This window comes from Streptomyces olivaceus (assembly GCF_000721235.1).
In the GTDB taxonomy this organism is placed as follows: domain Bacteria; phylum Actinomycetota; class Actinomycetes; order Streptomycetales; family Streptomycetaceae; genus Streptomyces; species Streptomyces olivaceus.
Genome location: NZ_JOFH01000098.1, coordinates 1 through 3,952 on the forward strand (window position 1 = coordinate 1; position 3,952 = coordinate 3,952).

Genomic DNA, 3,952 nt, shown 5'->3' on the forward strand with positions numbered 1-3,952 from the left:
CCCCCCGACACGTCCCCTCCCCGCCGTACGCGGCTGACCCGCCCCAGCTGCGGGCAGTCGTGCCGCTGGGGCGGCACGGGTGGGCGCAGCGGCACCCCGTAAGCGCCGGGCCGCGCACCCCACCCCCGGCCCGCACCCACGCCGGGGACCAAGCAGACTCCGGGCCGCGAACCCACCCCCGGTCGACAACCCGCGCCGGGGACCAAGCGAACGCCGGGCCGCGAACCCACCCCCGGTCGGCAACCCGCGCCGGGGACCAAGACGCCGGACCGCCGGGCGCAGCCCACCCGTGCCGGGCGACAATGACTCCGTGCGGTACAAGATCCTGGGCGTCGCCCAGACGGAGGACCACGGCACCGTCGTCACCCCCGGCGGGCCCCGCCTGCGTGCGCTGCTCGCCGCCCTCGCCCTGCGCCCCGGCCAGGTCGTCACCCCGGACACCCTGATCGACGAGGTCTGGGCGGACGCCCCGCCGCAGGACGCCCCCGGCGCTCTCCAGGCCCTCGTCGGCCGCCTGCGCCGCACCGTCGGCAAGGACGCCGTCGCCTCCGCCCCCGGCGGCTACCGGCTCGCCGCCACCCGCGACGACGTCGACCTGTACGTCTTCGAACGCCTCCTACGGCACGGCACCGACGCCCTCGACCGCGGCGACGCCGAGACCGCCGCCCGGCATCTCGACGAGGCGCTCGGCCTCTGGCGCGGCCCCGCCCTCGCCGACCTCGTGGGACACGCGGCCCGGCCCGAGGCCCTGCACCTGGAGGCGACCCGCGCGCGCGTCGAGGCCGGCCTGCGCCTCGGCGACGCCCACGACGCCGTACCGCGGCTGTACGAACTGACCGCCGCCCACCCCTACGACGAACCCCTGCGCGCCCTCCTCATCCGCGCCCTGCGCGCCGCCGGCCGCGACGCCGACGCCCTCGCCGCCTACGAGGACACCCGCCGCACCCTCGCCGAAGGCCTCGGCACCGAACCGGGCCCCGCCCTGCGCTCGCTGCACGCCGAACTGCTCGCCGCCCCGGTACCGCACAGACCGACGGCGCCGTCCCCGCGGACGGGGAACATACGGCCCCGGCTGACCTCCTTCGTGGGCCGCGAGGCCGAGATCGACGCCATCCGCGCCGGACTGCGCACGGCACGGCTCGTCACCCTCACCGGACCGGGCGGCTCCGGCAAAACCCGTCTCGCCGAGGAGGCCGCCGCCGCGCTCCCGCAGGCCTGGCTGGTCGAACTCGCCCCGCTGGACCGGCCCGAGGCGGTCCCCGGCGCCGTCGTCAACGCGCTCGGGCTGCGGGAGACCGTGCTCGTCACCAGCGAGCGGGCGTCCGTCCAGGACGACCCCGTCGCCTCACTCGTCGAGTACTGCGCCTCGCGCGACCTGCTCCTCGTCCTGGACAACTGCGAACACCTCGTCGGCGCCGTCGCCGGGCTCGCCGAGACGCTGCTGACCCCCTGCCCCGGACTCACCGTCCTCGCCACGAGCCGCGAGCCCCTCGGCGTTCCGGGTGAGGCCGTACGCCCGGTCGAGCCGCTCGCCCCGGACCAGGCGCAACGCCTCTTCGCCGCCCGCGCGGCCGCCGTACGCCCCGACGCGGACGCCGTACTGGGCGACGAGGAGGCGGTCTCCGAGATCTGCCGGCGGCTGGACGGCCTGCCGCTGGCCATCGAACTGGCCGCCGCCCGGCTCCGCCTGCTCACCCCCCGCGAGATCGCCGACCGGCTCGACGACCGCTTCCGCCTGCTCACCTCCGGCAGCCGCACCGTCCTGCCCCGCCAGCAGACGCTGCGCGCGGTCGTCGACTGGTGCGCTACCGCATGCTGGAGACCATCCACGAGTACGCCGACGAACGCGCCGCCGAGCTGCCCGGACCGCGCGCCGCCGCCGAGCGGGCCCACCGCGCCTGGGCCCGCGCCCTGGCCGAGGAGGCCGACCCCCGCCTGCGGTCCGCCGGGCAACTCCCCTGGATCGCCCGCCTGGAGACCGAGCACGACAACATCCGCGCGGCACTCGGCCGTTCGCTGAGCGCGGGCGACGAAGAGGAGGCCGCCGCCCTCGCGCTCGCCATGGGCTGGTTCTGGTGGCTGCGCAACTACCGCCACGAGGGCGTCAGATGGTTCGACCGGGTGCTGTGCCTCGGCGCCGCCCTGGACGCGGGCGGCCCCGGCGACGTGCCGCCCCGGGACGAACTCGCCCGCCGTACCGCCGTCGCCGACCCCGTCGAGGCCCTCCTCGCCGTACCGGAGGACGACACCCGGCACCCCCTGCACTCCGTGCGCATGCGGGTCCGGATGATGCACATCCTCCTCACCTTCGAGGCAGGACCGGGGGACAGGCCGCTGGACGAGCGGATGCGGCGCTACGTCCTCAGGGTGCGCAACCACTTCGCCGCCGGCGGCCCCGAGGCGGCCCGGGTGCCGGGCATCATCTGGCCGCTCACCGAGTTCTTCGTCGGCGAGTCGAACGACGTACGGCCCGCCATGGACGCCTCCGTCGCCAACTGCCGTGTGCACGGCGGAGAGTGGGAGATCGCCGCCAGCCTCATGTTCCGCGCCCACGCGGTGGTCGACACCTCCGGGGACGTGTCCGACGTCGACGAGGACCTCGGCGAACTGCGCCTGCTCAGCCGCCGCCTCGGCGACCGCCTGGTGGAGGCCCAGGTGTGCAGCGCCTTCGGCGAGGCCGCCATGGTGCGCGGCCGGTACGAGGAGGCCAGGACGGAGTACGGGGAGGCGCTGCGGCTAGCCGAGGAGGTGGGCGCCTTCGCCGAGTCGCCGTTCCTCATCGCCCGGCTGGCCGAGATCGCCTACCGCTCGGGGGACCGGCGTTCCGCACTGGCCGTACTCGACGAGGCGAGCGTCGCCGCCGACCGGTACGGCGTCGTGGACTCCAAGGCCTTCGTCCTGATGCTGCGGGCCGGGATCGCGGTGGAGGACGAGGACTTCCCCCGGGCGCGAGCCCTGTGGGCGGCGGCCCGCGACGCGTGCGAACGCGGCACCCCACCGCCGCAGTTCCTCGCGATGCTGGGGCTGGTGGACGCGCTGGTGACGGCCGGCGAGGCGGGCCCGGGTGCGGCCTTGCCGCTGCTGGCTGACACCGTCCGTACGGCGGTCGACGATCACTGCGCCGACCTGGTCGTCGCGACCCTCGTGGACAGCGCCGCGGGACTGCTGTCCGACCTCGGCGACCACGCCCGCGCGGCGCTGCTGCTCGGCGCGGCCGGTCACTGGCGCGGCGACCGCCCGGCCCCCGCGCCGGACCGCGCCCACGCCGAGCGGGCCGCGGACGCCGCCCGTGCCGCACTCGGCGCCGAACGGTACGCCGCCGAGCGGGCCCGGGGAGCCGGCCTCGCGACGGCCGACGCGGTGGCCGAGTTGGACGCGGCGCCGCGGTCCGGGCCGGGGCACCGATCAGCGTCCCGGGTGCCTACGCGCAGGTGAAGCGGGACTGCGCCCAGTCCGCGAGCGTCAGCGAGTCGAACGGGCCGTGCGGTTCCGCCACCAGCCGTACGGTCTCGCGGCCCGAGATGTCGACATGGACCGGCACCGCCGCGTCCCCGCCCTCGACCGTCCCGGAGTTCCACAGCGGGACGCCGTCGGCGTACACCGAGAAGCGGACCTTGCCGAGCTTCATCGTCAGGTCGTCGACGCCCACCAGCGCGTCGTAGGACGAGCAGGAGCGGTTGAGGTCGATCGTGACCGAGGACCGGCCCTGCACGGTGACGCCGTGCGCGTACCGCACGTCGTCGACCGAGAGCGAGGAACGCTGCCACACCCAACTGCTCCCCGCCAGCCGCATCTCCGGCCCCGTGCCGTCGCCGCCGACGTCGTACGCCAGCTCGTTCCACGGGTAGACCTCCGGGGCGGGCGGGGGTGCCGGCGGGCCGGGTGGTCTCCCCCTGCCGGCCGCGCCGCGTCCCCGCCGCCCAGGCCGCGGCGACGGCGGGCCGTCCGGGCT

General features: G+C 76.5%; 1 protein-coding gene and 1 pseudogene. One reads left to right on the forward strand and one right to left on the reverse strand.

Going from position 1 to position 3,952, the window contains the following annotated elements; translation table 11 throughout:
• Window positions 1-310 precede the first annotated feature (310 nt).
• A pseudogene (locus IG94_RS39410) lies at window positions 311-3,435 on the forward strand (AfsR/SARP family transcriptional regulator).
• Here the strand turns inward: IG94_RS39410 and IG94_RS0137880 are convergent.
• On the reverse strand, window positions 3,422-3,952 hold a 531-nt coding region (locus tag IG94_RS0137880), incomplete at its 5' end, for an NPCBM/NEW2 domain-containing protein (RefSeq protein ID WP_211269728.1). The pseudogene IG94_RS39410 and the gene IG94_RS0137880 overlap by 14 nt on opposite strands.